At 41.7% G+C, this 20,217-nt stretch carries 18 protein-coding genes; 13 read left to right on the top strand and 5 right to left on the bottom strand.

Going from position 1 to position 20,217, the window contains the following annotated elements; all coding sequences use genetic code 11:
- Positions 1 to 120: 120 nt before the first annotated feature.
- Positions 121 to 1,833, bottom strand: a complete 1,713-nt coding sequence (locus P343_RS30770) for an AAA family ATPase (RefSeq protein WP_023510708.1) — start codon at positions 1,831 to 1,833, stop codon at positions 121 to 123.
- Between the two features lie 403 nt (positions 1,834 to 2,236).
- On the opposite strand from P343_RS30770, the gene P343_RS30765 reads away from it, so the two are divergent.
- The 6 genes from P343_RS30765 to P343_RS30740 all read left to right on the top strand — a co-directional run bounded on the left by P343_RS30765 (position 2,237) and on the right by P343_RS30740 (position 8,872).
- The gene (locus P343_RS30765; protein WP_023510707.1) at positions 2,237 to 3,394 is read left to right on the top strand and encodes a pyridoxal phosphate-dependent aminotransferase; all 1,158 of its coding nucleotides are present in this window, start codon (positions 2,237 to 2,239) and stop codon (positions 3,392 to 3,394) included.
- A 135-nt stretch (positions 3,395 to 3,529) separates the two neighbouring features.
- Entirely contained in the window at positions 3,530 to 4,894 is a 1,365-nt protein-coding gene (locus P343_RS30760) for an aspartate kinase (protein WP_023510706.1), read from the top strand.
- 201 nt (positions 4,895 to 5,095) lie between these two features.
- The gene (locus P343_RS30755) at positions 5,096 to 5,755 is read left to right on the top strand and encodes a type 1 glutamine amidotransferase domain-containing protein (protein WP_023510705.1); all 660 of its coding nucleotides are present in this window, start codon (positions 5,096 to 5,098) and stop codon (positions 5,753 to 5,755) included.
- Between the two features lie 67 nt (positions 5,756 to 5,822).
- Positions 5,823 to 6,578 carry a (S)-benzoin forming benzil reductase gene (locus P343_RS30750; RefSeq protein ID WP_023510704.1) on the top strand — a complete coding sequence of 252 codons (756 nt, stop codon included), beginning with the start codon at positions 5,823 to 5,825 and terminating at the stop codon, positions 6,576 to 6,578.
- Positions 6,579 to 6,598: 20 nt separating this feature from the next.
- The gene (locus P343_RS30745) at positions 6,599 to 7,471 is read left to right on the top strand and encodes a LysR family transcriptional regulator (protein ID WP_317134710.1); all 873 of its coding nucleotides are present in this window, start codon (positions 6,599 to 6,601) and stop codon (positions 7,469 to 7,471) included.
- 555 nt (positions 7,472 to 8,026) lie between these two features.
- Positions 8,027 to 8,872 (top strand): endonuclease/exonuclease/phosphatase family protein, encoded by an 846-nt coding sequence (locus P343_RS30740; protein WP_023510702.1) that lies wholly within the window; start codon positions 8,027 to 8,029, stop codon positions 8,870 to 8,872.
- Between the two features lie 96 nt (positions 8,873 to 8,968).
- Here the strand turns inward: P343_RS30740 and pdxR are convergent, their stop codons facing one another.
- Complete coding sequence (pdxR, locus tag P343_RS30735) at positions 8,969 to 10,411, bottom strand: MocR-like pyridoxine biosynthesis transcription factor PdxR (RefSeq protein ID WP_023510701.1); 1,443 nt, start codon at positions 10,409 to 10,411, stop codon at positions 8,969 to 8,971.
- A 114-nt stretch (positions 10,412 to 10,525) separates the two neighbouring features.
- On the opposite strand from pdxR, the gene P343_RS30730 reads away from it, so the two are divergent.
- Positions 10,526 to 11,074: a pyridoxamine 5'-phosphate oxidase family protein gene (locus P343_RS30730; protein ID WP_023510700.1), complete on the top strand. Its 549-nt coding sequence runs from the start codon at positions 10,526 to 10,528 to the stop codon at positions 11,072 to 11,074.
- A gap of 43 nt (positions 11,075 to 11,117) precedes the next feature.
- Here the strand turns inward: P343_RS30730 and P343_RS30725 are convergent, their stop codons facing one another.
- Positions 11,118 to 11,894: an IclR family transcriptional regulator gene (locus P343_RS30725; protein WP_023510699.1), complete on the bottom strand. Its 777-nt coding sequence runs from the start codon at positions 11,892 to 11,894 to the stop codon at positions 11,118 to 11,120.
- 96 nt (positions 11,895 to 11,990) lie between these two features.
- On the opposite strand from P343_RS30725, the gene P343_RS30720 reads away from it, so the two are divergent.
- The 3 genes from P343_RS30720 to lgt all read left to right on the top strand — a co-directional run bounded on the left by P343_RS30720 (position 11,991) and on the right by lgt (position 14,284).
- Positions 11,991 to 12,275, top strand: coding sequence for a YciI family protein (locus tag P343_RS30720; protein ID WP_023510698.1), 285 nt, complete (start codon positions 11,991 to 11,993; stop codon positions 12,273 to 12,275).
- A 42-nt stretch (positions 12,276 to 12,317) separates the two neighbouring features.
- Positions 12,318 to 13,277: an aldo/keto reductase gene (locus P343_RS30715; protein ID WP_023510697.1), complete on the top strand. Its 960-nt coding sequence runs from the start codon at positions 12,318 to 12,320 to the stop codon at positions 13,275 to 13,277.
- A gap of 221 nt (positions 13,278 to 13,498) precedes the next feature.
- The gene (gene lgt / locus P343_RS30710; protein ID WP_023510696.1) at positions 13,499 to 14,284 is read left to right on the top strand and encodes a prolipoprotein diacylglyceryl transferase; all 786 of its coding nucleotides are present in this window, start codon (positions 13,499 to 13,501) and stop codon (positions 14,282 to 14,284) included.
- Between the two features lie 404 nt (positions 14,285 to 14,688).
- On the opposite strand, the gene P343_RS30705 is transcribed toward lgt, so the two are convergent.
- Positions 14,689 to 15,315 carry a TetR/AcrR family transcriptional regulator gene (locus tag P343_RS30705; RefSeq protein WP_023510695.1) on the bottom strand — a complete coding sequence of 209 codons (627 nt, stop codon included), beginning with the start codon at positions 15,313 to 15,315 and terminating at the stop codon, positions 14,689 to 14,691.
- Between the two features lie 151 nt (positions 15,316 to 15,466).
- Here P343_RS30705 and P343_RS30700 point away from each other — a divergent pair, with 151 nt between their 5' ends.
- From P343_RS30700 to P343_RS30690, 3 genes are all read left to right on the top strand, one after another.
- The gene (locus P343_RS30700) at positions 15,467 to 17,566 is read left to right on the top strand and encodes an MFS transporter (protein ID WP_023510694.1); all 2,100 of its coding nucleotides are present in this window, start codon (positions 15,467 to 15,469) and stop codon (positions 17,564 to 17,566) included.
- A gap of 205 nt (positions 17,567 to 17,771) precedes the next feature.
- Positions 17,772 to 18,701, top strand: a complete 930-nt coding sequence (locus P343_RS30695; protein WP_023510693.1) for a pentapeptide repeat-containing protein — start codon at positions 17,772 to 17,774, stop codon at positions 18,699 to 18,701.
- Positions 18,682 to 19,137 (top strand): GNAT family N-acetyltransferase, encoded by a 456-nt coding sequence (locus P343_RS30690; protein WP_023510692.1) that lies wholly within the window; start codon positions 18,682 to 18,684, stop codon positions 19,135 to 19,137. Before P343_RS30695 ends, P343_RS30690 begins: the two co-directional genes overlap by 20 nt.
- 50 nt (positions 19,138 to 19,187) lie before the next feature.
- On the opposite strand, the gene P343_RS30685 is transcribed toward P343_RS30690, so the two are convergent.
- Positions 19,188 to 20,093 carry an AraC family transcriptional regulator gene (locus P343_RS30685; protein WP_023510691.1) on the bottom strand — a complete coding sequence of 302 codons (906 nt, stop codon included), beginning with the start codon at positions 20,091 to 20,093 and terminating at the stop codon, positions 19,188 to 19,190.
- Between the last annotated feature and the right edge of the window lie 124 nt (positions 20,094 to 20,217).

Below are 20,217 nucleotides of genomic sequence, written 5' to 3'. Positions count from 1 at the left end.
AAAAGTGAAAATGTGTGGCAGAAAAAAGCCGATCATTGGCTCCTGGAAGGAGTAATGATCGGCTTTAATAGTTAGGTTTAAATTGCAGACTTCCTAAGCAGCTTGGGTAAGGTAAACTAGTTATTCCTTTTCGTTCTTTTCTTTAGTAGAGGTTTCTGCATCCTCTGTATTGACTAATGCTTTGATCTCCGGAACATCAGGCCGGGTGTGACCATACAGATTGATGTAGATTTCTTCAATTTCTTCTCCTGTGAGATCGCCGCGTGTCAATAATTCTCTGGAAATGGCATGAACAAATTCGGTGTGCTCTTCGATTAATGTCTTTACTTGGCTCATTTGATCCTTTAACAACGTATTGATTTTTGGTCTGAGCTGCTTGAGTGCGTCAGGTCGTGAACCTGTCGAAAGAAAGCTGAACAGTTCGTCCCCCATCCCAACTGCGCCGATGTAAGCACCGGCCAGTTCAGTTGCTTGCTGCAAGTCGGAGGTGACGCCGTTTAATTTTTTTCCTAAAAAGAGTTCTTCGGAAGCACGTGAGGCCAGGCATACTTGAATTTCTGCCAGCATTTCGCTGTCACTTTGGTTATAGCGCTCATGGGTTGGTTTCGTTGCGGCCAGACCGAGCGCGCTGCCTCGGCGGATAATGGTTACCTTCCAGACACGTTCATGAGGCTTCAGTAAATATTGAGCAACAGCGTGACCCGCTTCATGATAGGCAACATTTCGTTTCTCATCGGCATTCATTGAGCGAAGAGGCTGCTTAAGCCCCCATTCATAGGTTTCCATGGCAGCTCTGAAATCTTCATAGTTTGCGTTTTTCGCCTTGCGTTCGTGTGCAATGACAATCGCTTCGTTAACAATATGCTTAATTTGCGCCGGACTGTAGCTAATCGTGTCTAGAGCAGCCTTTTGCGGCGTTAAAGTTTCATCGTGGTTCACTTTCTTAAGATAATAGTCGAACACATCCACCCGGCCATCATAATCTGGTGGATAAACCCACAGTTTCCGATCAAAGCGACCTGGGCGAAGCAGGGCAGGGTCAAGCACATCAGGCAAGTTCGTTGCGCCGATGGTCAGGACTGCACGAGGCTCTGCTTTTTTATGTCTCAGCCCAAGCCCACGTAGGAGTTTAGCAAAACGTGAATGATCGATATTCGGCGGATCCATTTGCAGAAGCAGTTCATTAAGCAGCCCGGAGCCTCCCATGCCCATCAGTCCGCCGAGACCGCCGCCACCCATATTCGCTTGCCGTGACATGCCGATTGCGTCAATTTCATCGATGAAAATAATGCAGGCACCATACGGTTTTGCGAGTTTCCGAGCTTTTCTGTAAAGGCTCATGACTTTTAAGTTGCCGACACCGAAGAACATATTTTGAAAGCTTGGGGCTGAAGCATAGGCGAAGGGAACCTGGGCTTCGTTGGCGATTACTTGGGCGAGATAAGATTTACCAGTTCCCGGAGGCCCGCAAAGCAGCATGCCTCGTATCGCTTGTCCCCCCATTTTCTTAAAGCCTTTAACGCCTTTAAGCAAAGTGACAATACGTTTGGCATTTTCAACAATTTCTGGGTTGCCCCGATAATCATCCCAGCTCGATCCGGTTTCGCCAGGCATGATCCAGTAGGTCCGGCCCCTAGCAAGGAACCAGAAGAGCGCGACAAATTGAATGATCATCACGAGAATTGCGAAAAACAATTGAAACAGAAGGCTGAAGACCGTCCATGCGAAATTCTGTGCAACTTGTCCCCCTGCCCAAATAGAGCTAACGATGATGGCGATAACCGCAACAAAAATGAGTACTTTCCGCCACATAATCCAGCGATATTTTTTCATGACCTCACTCCTCGCTATACTTTTTTATTTGCTGTTTCATTCTCAAGGAATGAGATGGGAGGTACAAAAATCAAGAGAGTAAGTTCCCTCTGAACACATTGTTGACAGTTTATGATGGCGTGCGCTGAATGATGAGCCGACAATGTGTTACATAAATCTAAAAATTTTTACATATGTTCATTATAATAGTTTCAGGGATAATTAACACAAAATTGAAATTAAACACATGACTTCCAAATAATAACGAACTACTGAAAAAATCATAGAGGATAAATGATGCAACGATTCACGTTCCTTAAGACAAATTTCTATAGCAATAGAGCGTTTTTGTGTGTTATTTTTACTTTATGGAACAAAGATAATCATTTAACTTATACGCATCATAAAGCAGGAGGATAAACTTTTGAACTACTCGAATAAAGTTGCAGCGATTCAGCCTTCGCCTATTAGAGATATGATGGTACGCGCATCACGTATCGACGATGTGATCTCTTTTGCAGTTGGCGAACCTGATTTCATCTCAGCACCAAACATCATTGCGGCTGCTAAACGATCCCTTGATGAGGGAGAAACAAAATACGCACCTGGCGCAGGCATGACCAAGCTTAGAGAGGTCTATGTAAATTATTTAGAGAAGACGATCGGTGTTCCCTATCATGTAGAAAGCTGCCTCGTAACTACCGGAGGCATGGGTGCTCTTTTTCTGGGTCTGACCACCCTTCTTAATCCTGGGGATGAGGTCATTTTGAGCTCGCCATATTGGACCAATTATGGTCAACAAGTCGTGCTTTGCGGAGGGAATCCGGTCTGCGTCGACGTAACTGAAGAAAATGAATTCATCATGTCGCCTGATGATGTACGAAAAGTCATCACGCCAAAATCCAAGGTTATTCTCTTAAACTCCCCAAGCAATCCTACCGGGAGCGTTATGGATAAAGAATCGCTACGTGAGATCGCTGAAATTGCAAAAGAGCATGACCTTTTTGTCATCAGTGACGAGGTCTACCGTCATATTTTGTTTGATGATCAGGAATACACCAGTATTGCTACCTTTCCCGGCATGAAGGAGCGTACCTTGATTGTGGACAGTTGCTCCAAGACACATGCCATGACCGGCTTCCGTGTCGGTTTTGCTACTGGCCCCATCAGTCTTATTCGTGAAATGACGAAAATTACTGAAGACGTTTGGAGCTGTGTCAACTCTTCTGCGCAATATGCCGCAATTGAGGCATTTTCCAATGGCGCCGAATATAGAGAAATGATGGTGAAAGAATACGAAAAGCGGCGAAATTATATCTATGAACGGATTAATTCGATAGATAGGATTTCCTGTATCAAGCCTATGGGCGCTTTCTACCTCTTTGCGAATATCAAAGATATAGGTCTTTCCGCTAAGGAATTCTGCGACCGCCTTTTGGATGAGCAGCACGTTGCCGTAGTACCGGGGGATAACTTCGGGACCAATGCCTCCGGATACGTGCGTATCTCCTATGCAACCTCTATGGAGAAGATCAAAGAAGGCATGGATCGGATCGGAAAATTTATCATGAGTTTACGATGATCCGAATAAATCACTTATTTGAAGTTATTTTTCATTAAATTATTGCCAATTGTAAAAAAGGTTTGATTCTTTTTCTAAAATAAGTGATACTAGTGGTACATTTGCGGTAAGTGACCAATAGTAGGGGTTGTCAGAATGAAAGTTGTTAAATTTGGCGGAAGCTCACTTGCTTCCGGAGCGCAAGTCGAGAAAGTTTTTCATATTGTTGCATCGGATCCTGAACGCAAAATCGTGGTCGTTTCAGCTCCGGGAAAACGTTATTCGGATGATATTAAAGTCACCGATTTATTAATCAGCTGTGCGGAACACTATCTTAACGGTGAAGATGCAAGTGAACTTGTCGAAACCATTATTGGCAGATATAAAAGTATCGCTGACGAGCTGAATCTCTCAAATAATATTATTGAAAAAATAACGGATGATCTTTTGTCCCTGCTTAACGGTGACAAAGACAACCCGGCTTCCTTTATAGAAGCAGTAAAAGCAAGCGGCGAGGATAATAATGCTAAGCTGATCGCAGCAGTCTTTAATCATAAAGGCTTAGAAACACACTATGTTTCTCCAAAAGAAGCGGGGCTTTTAGTAAGTAACGAACCGGGGAATGCGCAAGTATTGCCTGAGTCGTATGAACGTTTATACGAATTGAAAAAACAATCAGGTATTATTGTATTTCCAGGATTTTTTGGCTACAACACGGAAGGCGATGTTGTGACCTTCTCACGCAGTGGTTCGGATATTACTGGTTCAATTTTGGCAAATGGTATAAAAGCGGATCTTTATGAAAACTTTACTGATGTCGATGCAGTTTATGCAGTGAATCCGAATATTGTTAAGAACCCGAAAGAAATTCGCGAACTAACCTACCGTGAAATGAGAGAGTTATCGTACTGCGGGTTTTCGGTTTTTCATGACGAAGCGCTCATCCCTGCGTTTCGAGCGGGTATACCGGTTAATGTGAAAAATACAAATAACCCCGAAGCACCTGGAACGCTAATTATGAGTGCAAGGGAAAATATAAACGGTCCTGTAGTGGGTATTGCCAGTGATGATAAATTCTGCAGTATCTATGTCGGCAAATACATGATGAACAAAGAAATTGGATTTGGAAGAAAAATTCTGCTGATTTTAGAAGAATTCGGCTTGTCCTTTGAACATATTCCATCGGGTATCGATGACATTACAATTATTGTCAGGCAGAACCAAATGGATGAAGAAATTGAGAAAAGTATTGTGAAAAGAATTATAGATGATCTTGATGCCGATGAAGTCAGGGTCGAGCATGACCTGGCACTAATCATGCTTGTTGGTGAAGGCATGCGCCAAAAAGTCGGTACGGCGGCTAGAGCGTCGAATGCATTAGCCGCAGCGAATATTAATATTGAAATGATTAATCAAGGCTCCTCTGAAACAAGCATGATGTTCGGCGTAAAGGATGCCGTTGAGAAAAAAGCCGTACAAGCGCTTTATGAAGAATTTTTTGCAGAAGTTAAGGTTAGATAATGTCACTGCCAAGTGTTTAGAAGTAAAGTAATCGAGATAGAGTTCTTTACTGATTGACGAACAGCGATCAGTAAAGAACTTTTTTGTATATTGATGTATAAATATATTTATACAATATACATAAAAACATAATTTGTTTTATATATAGTCTGGGATTAGAATGACATTGTAAACGAAAAAACTTTATAGGAGGTTATGGTTGTGTCAAAAAATATCTTAATGGTTGTCACGAATCATACGAAACTCACAGAAGGCAAATCCACGGGGATTTGGTTGTCCGAGTTTGGTGAAGCATATATTGAATTCAAAAAGAAAGGGTACAGTATTACGGTTGCGAGTCCGCTTGGCGGGGTAAGCACTCCTGATCCTGGTAGTGTAGATGAAAATACATCGCAGGAGATTCTTGATACGGAAAAGTATTTGAAGGACACTGTAAAACTTGATGATGTATCCTATGATTCTTTTGATGCGATTTTCCTCCCAGGTGGACATGGAGCAATGTTTGATCTCCCTGAGAACAAAAAGTTACAAGAATTGCTGCGTGATTTCTATGAAGCAGACAAAATTGTCGCTGCTGTTTGCCACGGTCCTGCAGGATTGGTTGGTGCAACGCTATCGAATGGCCAGCCGCTTGTCGCCGGCAAACGTGTGAATGCTTTTACGGACAAAGAAGAGGAACAGACAGGACTGGAACCGGTACTGCCATTCTTGTTGGAAAGCAAGATTCGTGATCTGGGTGCGATTTTCGTTGCTGCGCCAAATTGGACTACCCATTACGAAATAGACGGTAATCTGATTACCGGTCAAAATCCTCAATCCACGATAGCTGTAGCCAAAGCAGTGATCGAAACACTAGGTTAATCTACGAAAAGCTGGTATCTTAAAGAATATCAGCTTTTTCTTTTGTAGGAAAAATGAGGTGGAAACTATGGAAATGGCACTTGTTACCGGAGTATCTAAAGGACTTGGGTATGAAATTAGTAAACTTTTGATTGAACAGGGTATTGAAGTTATCGGTTTGTCCCGAAACACGAATGAAAGGTTACAAAACCTTATAACTCAAAGTGAGGGGCGCTTTTCGCACTACCCCGTCGATCTTATTAATGTAGAAGAAATCGAAGCGATTATAAAGGAAGTAAGCAAACAGATTGTTGAAAGAAAGCCTCAAAAATTATATGTCATTAATAATGCAGGAATGGTAGAACCGATTGAACGCTTAGGCTATCTAGATAACAGTGCGATCCAGCGAGCTGTCCAGTTAAATCTTCTTGCGCCTATGCTCATGAACAATACACTTTTGAAAGAATTAAGGGATGAAGAGCTTGAAGTGATTATTGTTAATGTAACCTCTGGTGCGGCTGAACGGCCGATTCATGGATGGAGTGTCTATAATGCGACCAAAGCGGCGATTAATATGCACACAAAGGTAGCCGGTCTTGAACAGGAACGTATAGATAGTGCTCACAGGATTGTAGCTTTTAGCCCCGGTATTATGGATACAGAAATGCAGGGGACAATCAGAGGCGCTGAAAAAGAAGCATTTATTGAACTTGATAAATTTCAAGACTTCAAAACCAGTGGAGCTTTACGGCAACCTGTTCAAGTAGCGAAAGCATTGGTTGATTTGGTGTTGAATAAACGTTTAATTAACGGACATGTTTATGATGTTAATGAACTGATCTGAGGAGGAGATTTTACAACTTGGTGGATTTTGAATGGTATCGCAGCTTTGTTTCTATATATAAATATAATTCGGTGTCTGAAGCTGCCAAGATCCGCATCATGACACAGCCGGCGATGAGTCAGCACTTAGCTTCATTAGAAGCTGAGGTTGGTGAACCGTTATTCGTACGGACAGCGAGAAAAATGGTGCCTACTGAAAGAGGAAAGGCATTATATTCACAGCTCGCGCCTCTTGTTGAATCCTTAGAGGAAGCTACCTTAAGTTTTAAGGCGGCTTCTTTGCCAACGCTTTCTATTATCAGAATTGGATCTGCCATAGAGTACTTTTATGAACATATTCTGGATCAGCTTGAGGAGTATCAAACAGGTACCGTTTCCTACTTTGGAACAGCCGATCAATTATTGGAATTATTGAAGGAAGATAAAGTCGATTTGATCATTACCTCGCAAAAGTCGCAAATACCGGGAATTGAATTCACAAAATTAGATGAAGAGGAATTTGTCATTGCTGCGCCAAAACAATTGGAAGTACCCATGAATGATGATGATTTAACTTCAAAAGAAAAATGGCTTTTATCACAGGATTGGATCAGCTATGGTCTGGATTTGCCAATCATCAGAAGGTTTTGGCGGGTACATTTTAAAAAACGCCCAATTATTAAACCAAAGCATATCATTCCTAATTTGCACTTAATTCTAAAGGCAATCGAAAACGGAGCAGGAATCAGTTTAATCCCGACATATATATTAAAAAATTCAATGGATGAAGAAAAAGCCAAGGTTATATTAGAGAAGTTAAGCGTTAAAAATGTCATTTATATTGCATATAAAAGCAAAAACAAGCATCTGCCCGCATTGAATCAGATCATGAAGATTATTCGGGAAAACAGGTAGAGTTATCAATTATCTGAACGAGTTGCTTGTCACTTTGTCTTCTCCTTTTTTACATTATTATTGTTTACTTAGGTGGACCATCATCAATTCTCTCAAAACCCAGTAGCAATGATGAGAATTGAGAGGGCAACCATCTTGTTAAAATGAAAAAAATTAATCAGCATGCCCAAAATTGCTATTTTAACATCGCCGGTCTCCGGAGATAATCATTAGCATTTAAGTCTTTATTTCTTTTAGCTCAAAGAGCTTAATTTTCACTGCAAAGCAATGAATGCAAGTATCTGAAACATACACCGCTCAATACAATTTGTTGTGTTCTGAACAGGGATAATAAGCCTACCACCCGAGACTGTACCTAGTGATACACCCAAATTTGCAAGGAATGCAAACGAACTATTAGTAAACTTAGGTGCCTCTAAAGCCTCAGTTGTAAGTAAAGCTTAGCAAGCAATGAGACCCGGTAAAATAGCTTCCACAAAATGATAAATGACATTTTTGTTTATAGCTTAGCTTCCTGTATATTACCGAACACCGATTGTAGAGGATGAATTTAATATGGAGCAAAAAAATACCACCATCCGATTGATGACCTTTAACATACTTGTCGACCGACGTACGGATGCCCCTTATTCGTGGGACTGTCGTTGTCAACAGATTGTATCATTATTGAGATATTATAATCCGGATATTTTCTGTGTTCAGGAAGCGTTAGAGCATCAAAAGGCTTTTCTAGCGGAATGTTTTCCGGAATATGCATGTTTTGGTATCGGACGTAATGATGGAAAATTAGATGGTGAACAAGTGCCTATATTTCATCGCAAAGATATGTTTACCCTAAAAGGTGAAGGAGATTTTTGGTTATCTGAAACACCGCATATTGCAGGTAGTATCGGGTGGGATGCTAAAAAACCTCGAACGGTCGTTTGGAAGCAATTAAAACATCAAGCATCCAACCACTCTTTGGTAATTGCAAATACTCATTATGATCACATTGGTAAGCTAGCAAATGCTAATAGTGCGAATGTAATCAACAATGAATTAGCCTTGGTTGAGCCGAACTGCCCAATATTTCTGTGTGGGGATTTCAACTCTCCGGAACAATCTCCTGCCTACGAACAGATTTTGCATTCTGGCTTTATAGATGCTTCGACAGCAAAAGAGACAATCTGCTATGGCTTACCTTTTACTTATCATCGTTTCTTGATGCATCAATATACGACAGATTTGTTGAGCTTACAGCAAAAACATGATCGGATATTCCGAGCAATCGATCATGTTTTTTATCGAGGAGTGGGAAGGATCAAGATTCTACTCTATGGAATTCTTGCCGATAATCAGTTAGGCATCTATCCTTCTGATCATTTGCCTGTATTATGTGATTTTAGCTTTACAGATAGCTAAAGGAAAATATCGCTTTTAAATATTTGTGTGCCCTGAAAGTTTCACTTTTTGGTGATCATCCTACGTAAAGAAAAGTTTGGTTAACTGTTTGTGAAATTAAGGTGTCACACTGCACTGCTCGGATGATTTGTAATAAGGCAGCCAAGCCTTGTGCAATAGTTTAATGCCTTGCTTTATATCATTCAATGATAACCCGCCGAATCCAAGTAAGATAGGCAGGGAACATGAAGTTTTGTTCTGATTTAGGTAGGAAGAGGTACCGTATACTTTTATACCCGCTTTTTCGGCACATGCGATGAGTGTGTCGGCAGGACAATTGCTCTTCACGTGAAGGACGATATGTAACCCCGCATTCTGCCCACTCACATGTACATGTTCTCCCATCACTGACTTAATGGTTTCAAGGAGTACCGCTTGCTTTTTCTTATATAGTGTCCGCATTTTACGAATGTGTTGCTCCCATTCTCCATTTTCAATAAACAAGGTTAACGTTTGTTGATGAAGCCGTGAAGCGGTTTGCCCCCATTCAAGATGTTTATAGGTTTCGAGAAGAGCTGGAGGAAGGACCATATAGCTCACTCTGATCGCAGGCATTAGGGATTTTGAAAAAGTGCCGATGTAAATCACGCGGCTATGTTCATCAATCCCCTGCAATGAAGGGATCGGCTTCCCACGATAACGAAATTCCCCATCGTAATCATCCTCAATTATCCAGCTCTCCTGCTCATTGGCCCAGGCAAGCAGTTGAATTCTTTTTGCGATCGGCATGACCATACCAAGAGGATATTGATGGGAAGGCGTAATATAGACTGCATCTGCTTGAACCTTTTTAAATTCACGAATGGATAGACCATCCTTCTCAACCGGGATTGGCACCAGTTTTATATCTTGCCCTTGTAAAGACCGCCGAACGCCTTGATAGCCCGGGTCTTCCATAGCTAAACGCTTATTTTTCCACCTTATAAGTTGATAGAGAATATGCAATATAGATTGGGTGCCTGAAGCGATAACCACTTGCTCCGGAGTACAATGGACACCTCGAGACCGGTGCAGATAATCAGATAAAGCCTTCCTTAAGCCCAACTCACCCTGATATTCTCCATATTTGAGCACATCCTTATGTTCAGAGTTTAGCAGTTTGTTCGCATACTTCCTCCAACTAGCCAGTGGAAAATGATCGGTATCGATGTCTGACATAAAGAAGTCGTATAAAATGTGCTTTTCTTTTTGCTCAGAAGAATCCTCAGAGGAAAGTTTTGTGCATGGAGTTACGGTTGATTCAATAAAATCACTGTCCAGTTCGGCAATAAAATAACCGCTGCGTGCCCTGCTTTCAATATATCCTTCAGCGAGAAGCTGTTGATAAGCCATTTGTACAGTGGTGTTGCTTACATTTAATCGGTCTGCAAGATAGCGGATGGATGGAAGGCGCATGCCTGTTTCAAAGGTAAATTGCTCAATTTCATGTTTAAAATAGCGATAAAGCTGAATATATAATGAATCCTTTAAACGATCGTCGAGCTTCGGAATGATTTCCACGTTTCTCCCACCTCTGTACTGGTCTAAAACTAGGAATCTGTATCTTTTAAAAGATACAACTGTTCTTATAATAAACATTATAAACGATAAATGACAGAAAAGGTGGAAAATAATATGCGTCCATTGCGTAAACAGATGTTCGAATGTCGTGATCAAGAGAAAATTAGTCAATTTTTGACGAAGGCTAGGATTGGTTTTTTAGGACTTTCTGATGAGGAATATCCTTATGTCGTTCCATTGAATTTTGTTTGGTACAACAACAAGATCTATTTTCACGGGGCAAGTGAGGGCAAAAAGGCAGATTTAATGAAAGCCAATGCCAAGATCTGTTTTACAGTTTGTGAAGAATACGGGACCATGGCACATCCAGTACCAGCGCACACAGACACCGCTTATATGAGTGTCATGGTATTTGGTGAAGTCACGCACATCTCCGATTGGGATGAAGCGACAGAAGTGATGCAAAGATTACTTGATAAATATGTTCCCGGATATTATGACCGGGCCTTGTCACGAAACCATGTTGAGAAATACCGCTCATCTCTTGGAAGTGCGACCGCAGTATTCTGCCTGCAACCGGAAGTGATCACTGCTAAAGAAAAACCGCTTGATCAAAGCCGGAATTTTGCGCCGGGAATGAAAGCGGGAAATCATGAAGTGTGAACGAAATCCAATTGAATTAGGGATCATGAGAAAAACGATCTGTTTAGATTATCAACTCTGATATTTTGTGTGCGTGTCTTATCATTTTCTTTTTCATTTCTTCCCATTTGTCTGTATCCTGAATGGGATTAAGTGTGAAGCCACCTAGCACAAGAATAATCTTTTTCCTTTCATCAAAGATGGGACAGGCAACGGCATTGATTCCGACGTTATATTCTCCGTTGCTTTGTGCAACGCCCTCTCGTCGAATTTGATCAATCTGCTCAAGCAATTGATCAAGGTGAGTCAATGAATGATCGGTATACGTTGGAAACGTGCCATTTGTCGTGTACTCACTTAATAATGCTGCCCTTGTTGCAGTATCTAAATAGGCCAAGAAGCATTTCCCCAACGCGCCTACATGTATCGGAAAAGTTTCCCCAACAGTAACCGTCAGCCTGATTTTTTGAAGCGGCTCTTGCTTGCCGATATACATCAGCCGATGATCAATCCTTTTAACTAATACAGCAGTTATCCCGGTGTCTTCTGCCACTTGGGGCAAATAAGCAATTGCTCGGCCAATACGGTCGTTGATTTCTTGTGACCTGATCCCTAATGGAATGAGTGAGAATCCTAAACTATAGTTCTTTGAATCAGAGTTATAGGAAAGATAACCTTTCGCCGTTAATGTTTTTAATATGCGTAAACAGGTGCTTTTGCTTATGTGCAAGTTATTAGATAGATCCGTTAGTGTTGAATACTTATGCTCTTCTTTTGAAAGCCACTCTAATATTTCTAAAGAAGAATGGACAGAAGGCACGAACAGTTCTTGATTCTCCATAATTATCATCCCTTGACAGTGTTAATCACAAACAATTATATTAGTTGTATCATATAAGAAACTTAGTTTCAAATATGAAACGAAAGGATGACAGCTATGATTATTTCAATTCTTACTTATGTAAAACCCATTCAAGAAGTAGAAAAATATCTGCAGCAACATAATAGCTATTTGGACAATTATTATAACGAGAAAAAATTTATCGCTTCCGGAAGAAGGAATCCACGAACGGGCGGAGTAATTTTAATGGACGCGACATTAGAGGAAGCTCAGGAAATTGCAAAGCACGATCCATTTTTGATTCATGAGGTTGCCGAGTATTCGTTCATTGGATTTCTGCCATCCAAGTGTGCGCCTGAATTTACTCATCTATTAAAATGAATCCAATGAAATCGCAAAAATCGATGAAGGGATGGGACTAAAATGATCTATCGAAATCTTGGTCGGACCGGACTTAAAGTATCCTCGATTGCTCTAGGCACAATGGCCTTTGGACGCTGGATTGATGAAAAAGCATCTAGTGAGATTATTGACCTTGCATTAGATAGAGGGATTAATCTCATTGATACGGCAGATTTTTATGGGAAAGGGCAGGATGAAGCATTTCGATTTGGTACCGGAGCTTCTGAAGAAATTATTGGCCGCGCTTTAAAACACAGGCGAGACAAAGTGATTCTTGCAACTAAGGTTGGGTTTCCGACAGGTCGTGGTGTTAACGATCAGGGGCTGTCAAAGATACATATTATGAAAGCTGTTGAAGATTCTCTGCGCCGGCTGCAAACCGACTACATCGATCTTTATCAGGTCCATTATTTTGATGAAGAAACGCCGATTGAAGAGACACTCGAGACGCTAACGGATCTGGTACGTCAAGGCAAGATTAGGTACTTCGGTTGTTCTAATTTTGCCGCATGGCAGATTGAAAAGTCACGGAAAATCAGCCAAGTAGCCGGACTGTCGGCGTTTATCTCGTCACAGTCACAATACAATCTCCTTTCAAGAGAAGCGGAGCAGGAGCTTCTTCCCTACTGTCAATCGGAAGGAATAGGCCTGCTTGTCTACAGCCCGCTGGCAAGGGGGATGCTGTCGGGAAAATATACAGAGAGTGCCGAATATCCGACAGAAAGCCGTGCAGCAAGCGGTGAGAAGTTAATTTTCCGCTACTTCACTGAGCAAAATTTTGAGAAGGTGCGAAAATACAGTCAGTTGGCGAAACGTCTGGATCGCAGTATGTCTCAATTAGCACTTGCTTGGATTCTGAATCGTCCAGGTGTAACTACGGCACTCGTTGGTGCCAGTCAACCGAAACATCTTGCCGAAGCACTGGACGTCAGCGATTGGAGATGGGACGACGCGCTAATAAATGAAGTCAGTGACATCTAAAAGCCAAGAGTGAAGGACGGGCATAAAAAGATATCTGCTTCAGAGTGCCAAACAAAAAGTATAATGAGCCAAAATAGACCGCGTAATGGCGGTCATTATAATTTATGATTAAAGCTAGAGAACATCCACTCCACAATTCCGAGATCTAGCAATCGGTTTTGCTGATTAATTATTCTTTATGATATTATTATGTGAATTTCAATTGCTAAAGAGAAAGGAGAATGTTGGTGAGAGTAACCTTGTTTGAAATCGGTGGTTTTGCCGTTCACTCATATGGTGTGATTATCGCCGTTGCCGTTTTGCTTGCCCTTGGTGTTGCGTACTTTTTGACGAAGAACACAATTTATCAAGCGCATCTGCTTGATTCATGCGTTTATGCAATTATTGGTGCACTAATTTTTGCGCGGATTTGGCATGTATTCTTCTTTCAATGGGGCTATTACTCCAAGCATCTAACAGAAATTTTTGCGATTTGGAACGGTGGAATCTCGATCATGGGCGCAATTGTCGGTGGAGCAATCGGGATCGTCATTTATGCATGGCGGAAAAAACTGTCGTTTTGGGAATATGCAGATTATCTTGCTCCGGCAGTGATATTGGGACAAGCGCTTGGACGGATCGCTTGCTTCTTAAACGGAGACGCCTTCGGATCGCCAACCGGTTCCGGATTTGGTATTGTTTATCCGGAAGGGACAATGGCTTATGACCGCTATGGATCACAGCCTCTATGGCCGGCTGAAATCTGGGAAGGGCAATGTGATCTCATAATTTTTGCGGTACTACTTATCCTGCGGAATAAGAGACTGCCTGCAGGTAGCCATTTCCTCATCTATAACATCTTGTACGCATTTGCCAGATTCATGCTGGAATATCTTCGTGGAGATTCACCGCGCTATGCTCTGCAGTGGACAGCCGGGCAATGGACAAGCGTATCCTTGATTTTTGGCTCATTGCTTTTAATCGGTTATATTTATACAGGTCGCCAACTGAGAAAACTCGGTAATTGATTACCACGATGAATCAGTGTCTCAGGCGACCTCATTGATAAAAGCGATCGTACGTTCTATAATATACTCATTAAGACGAAAACCAAGTTGCCACAAACATCACCTACTGGCTTGGGACGAGCCTTAGTAAAAGAGTTGTGACCTCTACCCATTTTTTGGACAAGTGTGCAATGTTCCTAGAAGCTCGGCATTTTAATGCCGATGTAGTTCACATGCGTTCGAGGCGGACACCTCAATCGGGCGAAAATCCAGTGGGGAGCCAAATAAGTAAAAAAAGGCAAGCCTCGTAGTCGAAAAGATGTGGGATTACTCCCTACATCCTTTCGGCTTATTTGCGTCCCAAAACAATGGGAAACTTGGGATCGGTGCAATTGCAATAAACTGAGTTATCTTAATTTAAACATTTATTGATTATCTTTTTTTACTCGTGTAATCATGCTGACAATCAGTTGTACGGCTTCATCCAGAAGAATCGTATGATCTAAATCAGGTCGTTGATTGAAGGCTAACTCGTCTTGAAGCGTGTCAAACATACGAAAAAGAAGGAAAAACTGTTCGCGCGGTTGTGGAAACGTATAGCCATGTGCTTCAACAATTTTGGTGACCATTTTGGCCATTCGGTCTTGAATTTGGACGAAAAAGTTAGCAACATCTGTGTCACGGTACTGAAGGGATGTAATTTCATTATGATAGAGTAAGCTTTGACGCTTATGAAAAGTTATGGTTATTTGCAGCACTTTTTTGGTCGTTTCATAGATATCGTAATCTTCAGGGATACGATTCAGTTCAGTTCGGATATGTTCGTGAAGATCATTGGCAGACTGTTCCATACAGGAAAGCAAAATATCTTTTTTGTCTGCGAAGTAAGCATAGATACTGCCAACGGAGAGGTCTGCTTCTTTAGCAATGTCGGCAGTGGATGTACTGAAATAGCCTTTTTTTGTAAACGTACGGTAGGCGGCATCCATAATACGCCTTTTTTTCTGGATTGACCGTTGTTGCTGTGGGATACGGACATTCTTTTTTTCCACGAATGATACCTCCAAAGTTGTGCTCTTTTTATATCTTAATAACCATTAAGATTGCTGTCAATATGAATGTAATTTCATATTTTTATTTACAAGTGTAAAAAACAAGTATAATATGAATGTGATTTCATATTTGATATTGTGGAGGTTCAAAATGAGTAAGGGGAAAACGATCGTTGGTTTCATCGCTCTATCCATTGCCATGTTCATGGGAATTCTGGACAGCACGATCATTAACATTGCTTTACCTGATATTACGGATTATTTTCATGCGAATCTGAGCGATACAAGCTGGATCAGCACGATCTATGTACTGGCGCTGTCCATCTTTACGATTACCGCATCAAAACTGGCCGATCAGTTTGGCAGAAAAAAGGTAATGCTCGTTGGTTTGTTTTTGTTTGGTGCCAGTTCGGCATTATGCGGTTTTTCTCAGTCACTGCTTTTCCTAATTATTGTGCGGTTTATTCAGGGACTTGGCGGTGCGATCCTAATGCCCGTGGCAATACCTATGGGAATTGCTTTGTTTGGCAAAAAGAAAATGGGCATGGTTTCCAGTGCAATGGGGGCAGTTACCGCGTTAGCGGCTGCAGGGGGTCCACTGATTGGCGGTGTACTTCTACATTACTTCAACTGGCAGAGTGTATTTTTTGTCAATGTACCTTTTACCGTGATTGCCTTTGTATTGATTGTCTTCTTCACAAGAGAGTCCTATGACACAACCGTATCGAAGAGTGTGGATTTTGCCGGAATGTTGCTCTTAACTGCTGCATTATTTCTGATGACGTTTGGTTTGCTGAAGGGCAATGACTATGGTTGGCATTCACCGACAATTGTCCTAATGTTTCTTGGTACGGCCGTCAGTCTCGCCTTGTTTCTTTTCGTCGAAGCAAAAGTCAAGGCACCGATGATTGAATTTCATCTGTTCCGTGAGTTAACCTTCACCGCATCCTCAGCGGTTTATATGATCTCAGGGTTTGGTATCGTGACGACGTCGCTGATTTTCAATTTTTTCCTGCAAAATGTGCTCAATTATCAGCCGCTCCAAGCAGCCTATATTGTGATGACGGTATCACTGACCATCATCATTGCGATGCCACTCGGAAATCTAATTTCCAGCAAATTTGGTTTTCGGCCGGTCAACGTTCTCGGTATTATCATTATGGGGGTTGCCACACTTTTATTGGCACGGCTGGATGTTGACACGTCCAAACCGATAATGATCATTGAAATGATTATTTTTGGGCTTGGGTTCGGCTTTTCCTGCTTGGCGATGGTTTCAGCGATTAAGTACCTGCCAGAGGAGAAAAGCGGGATTGGTTCAGGGATTGTAAATGCTGCGCGTCAGGTTGGTACATGTATCGGCATTGCACTGCTTGTCAGTATCCTGGATATGCATGTTTCCGATGCAAAAACGGAGATCAGGGATGAAGCCATTCATACCATTCGACAATTGGATGTGGCTTCTTCAGTAAAGAGCGTTGCAATCGGGGACATGAAACGGGTTTCAGCTCATTCGGGTTCTAAGAACCAAACTCATTTAGAAAACCAAATGAAGAAAGATATAAAAAAGGCATTAACTGCGTCTTCCTATGAATCCCATCCTTCTGATAACCAGACGCTTCGGAAATTGTATGATGGTGCTGACAGGATGCAAAACGGAGCACAGTCTCTTTCAAAATATGTGAAGACGTACGCAATGGGCGTCAATCAGACTCTATTTTTTATAATCAGAAATGACCGTATGTCTACACAGAAATTAACACTTTATCGGGAAGAACTTGCTCAGGAAGTATCCGATTATCAGGTAGCAACAGGCAAAAAGAAGGACCAGCTGCAAAAAGGCATAGCCAATCTTACCGGATTGATAACGTTGTATACAGTGGGAACGGATCCTTCTGTAAAAAATGCACAGATGTTTGAGGCAAAGCTTCAGCAAATGGCAAATCAGGATAAAAAGAATACAACGCTTGTTTCAGCCGGTCATGATTTGGAAGCAGCCGGGGCAAAACTCGAACACGGCAGTGCTCAGCTCAAAAAAGGGATTGCTCTTACTGGTCAAGCGGAAGCGATGCAAAAAGCGATGAAACATATTGAGTCAATAAAAAATGACAAAATTGCAGAGGCTTTTGATAAGGATTTCATGATTGCCGGCATTATTCTCCTCGCCTCTTCATTCCTTGGATTGTTTACTGACAAGAGGGTCAGAAAAAAATCGATTAAAGACTCTACTGTCAGTACGCAACATAGATAATCTTTGAATCACGTATAGAGTTAATGTCTCAGAAACATTGTTTTTGAGACATTTTGCCGTACACCGGATCTGATAAAGTATAGGCCAATCCGATGATTGACTGCGAGAAGATCAATGCTAGTATTAATGGTAGCAAATGGACTGAGGTAACGAAAAAAGAGCCTAAAATCATTCGAATTATATGGAAATAAAGGAGATACACCTCGTGTTTGAGAACAAGGATTATACAAATCCAAAGCGTGATAGGAGTCGCAGCAACTTACGTCCTGATTGTGGAAACTGTTTCGGTTTATGTTGTGTTGCACTGCCGTTCTCAGCGTCAGCAGATTTTGCAATCGAAAAAGATGCCGGTAAACCCTGCCCCAATCTGCAATCGGATTATCGCTGCAGCATTCATGAAAAGCTCAGACAACAGGGATTCAAGGGATGTACCGCCTTTGATTGCTTCGGTGCCGGGCAAAAGGTTTCTCAAGTCACTTTCGGAGGAGTCAGCTGGCATGAAGGTCCGGAAACGGCCAAGGAAATGTTCGAAGTGTTTCCCATTATGCTTCAACTCCATGAGATGCTTTGGTATCTGAATGAAGCGCTCACGATGAAAGCGACTCTTCCGATTCAAGAAGCACTTTGTTCCGCACTTGATCAGACAGAACGGTTGACTCAACTTAGTCCTAACGCACTTATGGATTTAGACATTCCGTCACACCGAATAGAAGTAAACGCGTTACTTATAAAAACAAGTGAACTTGTATGGAAGGAATCGCAACAGCAGCAAAAGGGTTCAAGAAAGCGTAAGCGAATCGATCGTAGGGGCGCTGATCTTATGGGTGCGAACCTTAGTGGCGCTGATCTCAAAGGAGCGAACTTAAGAGGGGCATACCTCATTGCCACTGATCTCCGTGATGCTGATTTGAGAGCAGCTGACTTTATAGGTGCTGATTTACGAGACGCTGACCTTAGTGGAGCTGATCTTACAGGGAGTGTTTTTCTCACTCAAGCTCAACTTAGTTCGGCGAAGGGAGATGCACGCACAAAATTGCCGCGCTTGCTTTCTCGCCCGTCCCATTGGTCTACTTTCTTTAACAAGAAACAAAATAATAATCCTGCGGAGGATATCTATGAAGATAAAAAGAGATGATTTAACCGGAACTCAAGTGATCGGATTGATTAGAGAACATCTTCAAGGCATGGAGAAAAACTCTCCGAAGGAAAGTATCCATGCACTGGATCTTGATGCTTTGCGAAAACCGGAAATAACCTTTTGGAGTGCATGGGACGGGGAAGAATTGCTTGGCTGCGGAGCGCTTAAAGAGCTTGATGATCAACACGGGGAAGTTAAATCCATGCGAACATCTTCGGCGCACTTAAGAAAAGGCGTTGCGAGACAGATCCTCCAGCACATCATCGAAGTGGCCACGCAACGCGGGTATCAGAGGTTAAGTTTGGAGACGGGCTCAATGGATGCTTTCGAACCGGCCAGAAAACTCTACGCAAATCTCGGATTCCATTTCTGTCAGCCGTTTTCGGATTACAAAGCGGATCCAAACAGCGTATTTATGACAAAGGAATTCTAATTTTTCTGCAACCCAATCAATTCAAAGGCTTTAATACTATTAAACTTTGTTTACCTTTGGGGAATAGACATGCTCATCCTATATTCTCTAGGAGTAAATGACACATGTTTCTTAAAGGTCTCTATATAGTAACTTGTACTGCCGAATCCGACGGAATCAGCAACTTGGCTAATCGTCAGTTCTGTCGTTTGCAGCAATTCTATGCTTTTGTTGATTCGGTAGTTCTTGAGATAGTCGAACACGGTGCATTTGGCAATACGCTTAAAGAAACGACAGCATTCACCTTTGCTGATATGAACAATGTCTGCTAGTTCTTGAAGTGTTATTTTTTCCATGTAATGCTCATGAATGTAGGACATGATCGTTTTTACCCGCTGTTGGTCCACGTATTCATTTGTGGTTATCTCTGGTCGGTTTTTCTGATTTGAGATGAGCGTCCGCCACATCGCTGCAAGTAGCATACATATGTCCAGCTCATAACCGAAAGCCTCTTGGGTATATAATTCATAAACTTCTACGATTTTTGCTCGAATGTCCTTGTGCCACTCCGCTTCACCATCTATAATGACTTCCGAAAAGCCGCTAAGCTTAAGATAAGGTTTTATATAGTTTTGCTCTACGGCACTTCCCGGGAAAAACGACAGCAGCTTAATATCGGCATCAATACAAATATAAGTGCTATCGGGCTCTGAAACAGGCCTAGACATATGTAGATAGCCGCTATTGATAAAAAGACCTTGACCTGCTTTTAATCTGTAGGATCTTTGGTTCACCCAAAACTCAACTTCACCTTTGGTAACTAGTGAAAACTGAATCTCATCATGCCAATGCCAATTGACGAAGCCTAAGCTGTTCCTATCCAGCTGATCCAGATAAACCGCCATTGGAAATTCATAGCTGCCATGCAGCGTTATTTCTCTATGATTTTGGTCAATAGGTATATCTTTTATCTGCATGATTTCTCTTCCCATCAATATAGCGATAGATTACGTTAATATTTTTGTAGAATAAAAAACTATATATCAATATAATTATATTACATTTTCAGTGACAAGAGTGATAAATCAAATGGTTAATGAT

The sequence above is a fragment of the Sporolactobacillus laevolacticus DSM 442 genome (assembly GCF_000497245.1).
In the GTDB taxonomy this organism is placed as follows: Bacteria; Bacillota; Bacilli; order Bacillales; family Sporolactobacillaceae; genus Sporolactobacillus; species Sporolactobacillus laevolacticus.
This window is presented reverse-complemented; position numbering and strand designations above follow the sequence as displayed.

Coding starts and splice junctions, on each gene's coding strand:
- P343_RS30770 (WP_023510708.1), bottom strand. CDS start 1,833: ATGAAAAAATATCGCTGGATTATGTGGCGGAAAGTACTCATTTTTGTT.
- P343_RS30760 (WP_023510706.1), top strand. CDS start 3,530: ATGAAAGTTGTTAAATTTGGCGGAAGCTCACTTGCTTCCGGAGCGCAA.
- P343_RS30750 (WP_023510704.1), top strand. CDS start 5,823: ATGGAAATGGCACTTGTTACCGGAGTATCTAAAGGACTTGGGTATGAA.
- P343_RS30740 (WP_023510702.1), top strand. CDS start 8,027: ATGGAGCAAAAAAATACCACCATCCGATTGATGACCTTTAACATACTT.
- P343_RS30730 (WP_023510700.1), top strand. CDS start 10,526: ATGCGTCCATTGCGTAAACAGATGTTCGAATGTCGTGATCAAGAGAAA.
- P343_RS30725 (WP_023510699.1), bottom strand. CDS start 11,894: ATGGAGAATCAAGAACTGTTCGTGCCTTCTGTCCATTCTTCTTTAGAA.
- P343_RS30720 (WP_023510698.1), top strand. CDS start 11,991: ATGATTATTTCAATTCTTACTTATGTAAAACCCATTCAAGAAGTAGAA.
- P343_RS30715 (WP_023510697.1), top strand. CDS start 12,318: ATGATCTATCGAAATCTTGGTCGGACCGGACTTAAAGTATCCTCGATT.
- lgt (WP_023510696.1), top strand. CDS start 13,499: ATGTTGGTGAGAGTAACCTTGTTTGAAATCGGTGGTTTTGCCGTTCAC.
- P343_RS30700 (WP_023510694.1), top strand. CDS start 15,467: ATGAGTAAGGGGAAAACGATCGTTGGTTTCATCGCTCTATCCATTGCC.
- P343_RS30690 (WP_023510692.1), top strand. CDS start 18,682: ATGAAGATAAAAAGAGATGATTTAACCGGAACTCAAGTGATCGGATTG.
- P343_RS30685 (WP_023510691.1), bottom strand. CDS start 20,093: ATGCAGATAAAAGATATACCTATTGACCAAAATCATAGAGAAATAACG.